General features: G+C 58.9%; 1 protein-coding gene. It reads left to right on the forward strand.

Translation table 11 applies throughout. The annotated features are described in order from the left end of the window. Positions 1 to 397: 397 nt before the first annotated feature. A complete protein-coding gene (gatC, locus tag V6C07_RS12180; protein WP_333536747.1) occupies positions 398 to 694 on the forward strand; it encodes an Asp-tRNA(Asn)/Glu-tRNA(Gln) amidotransferase subunit GatC in 297 nt (98 codons plus the stop codon). Positions 695 to 1,186 lie beyond the last annotated feature (492 nt).

Here is a 1,186-nt window from a genome sequence, read left to right on the forward strand (position 1 = left end):
CCTGCAGCAGTCCGCCCTGCGCATGCAGGGTCTGCCGCCCGTGGATGCACAGGGCAACCCCCTTACGCCCGGCGACGGGCAGCAGCCCACACTGCAGCCCATCGGCACGACGCCCAAGCCTTCGTACAAGCTGAGCCTGCCGTCACGCCTGTAGGGTAGACAGATTTGGAAAAATGTTCCCCGCGCGTTCATGATCCGCACGGGGAACGACCGTATGCCGCTTTACCGGGACCTGTTCCGGCGCAGCGCTAACGTCTGCAACCTGCAGTCTGAAAACGGTACGGCAGCGGCCCGGGCGGCCGTTTTTGCTGCCCCGGCAGCGCACCCAGAAATTTTACAACATCCCTCGTCAAGCACCGCCCCGGCGCTTGACGGGCAAGGCAAAGGACCTCGCAACATGGCACAGAACAAAGGTATCGGCTTGAAAGAAGTGGCCCATATGGCCGAGCTCTCACGCCTCACTGTCAGTGAGGAAGAACAAACGCTTTTCGCGCGGCAACTGGATGACATCCTCGGCTATATGGATGTGCTCGCCAAGGTGGACACCAGCGAGGTGGAGCCTCTGTACAGCCCCGCGCAGCACCGGCCCGCGCCGCGCGAAGACGTGGCCGCCCATGTATGCACCCGTCAGGATGTGCTGGCAAACGCTCCCGAGGCAGACGGCGAATATTTTATGGTTCCGCGCATCGTCTAGAGCAGATTAACACTTGAAATGCTTGCTTACGGCAGGCAAAAGCCTGCCTGCTCGCATTTCGTGGCAAGGATTTTCAGGAAAACCCTTGCAGAGCAGTTGACTCGTTTCATTCGTAAACTGCTCTAGAGCAGATTAACTTTGAGAATGTACATTCTCAAAGTTTAAGACACGCTCGCTTCGATGCTTAACCGCGCAAGTAAGTTGCGCTTGCATCTTTGCGGCGGGTGAAATTGCTCCTGAGCATCCGGGCACGGCAGATCCTGCAAGCAGGCTTCCGTTTACGCCAACACTACAAGCAGAATTTTCGAGAACACCATGACCGACATATGCTCCCTCTCTCTCACGGCTGTGGCCCGGGCCCTGCAAAAAAAAGAACTGAGCGCGGTGGATGTGACCACCGCCTGCCTTGACCGTATCGCCGCCACAGAGCCGCGGCTGGACGCCCTGCTGTATGTGAATGCCGAAAACGCCCTGGCCCATGCCGCCGCGCTG

It is taken from the genome of Desulfovibrio sp. 1214_IL3152, assembly GCF_036763055.1.
GTDB lineage: Bacteria > Desulfobacterota > Desulfovibrionia > Desulfovibrionales > Desulfovibrionaceae > Desulfovibrio.

Excerpts from the sequence above, each read along its gene's own strand:
- gatC (WP_333536747.1), top strand. The coding sequence starts at position 398 with ATGGCACAGAACAAAGGTATCGGCTTGAAAGAAGTGGCCCATATGGCC.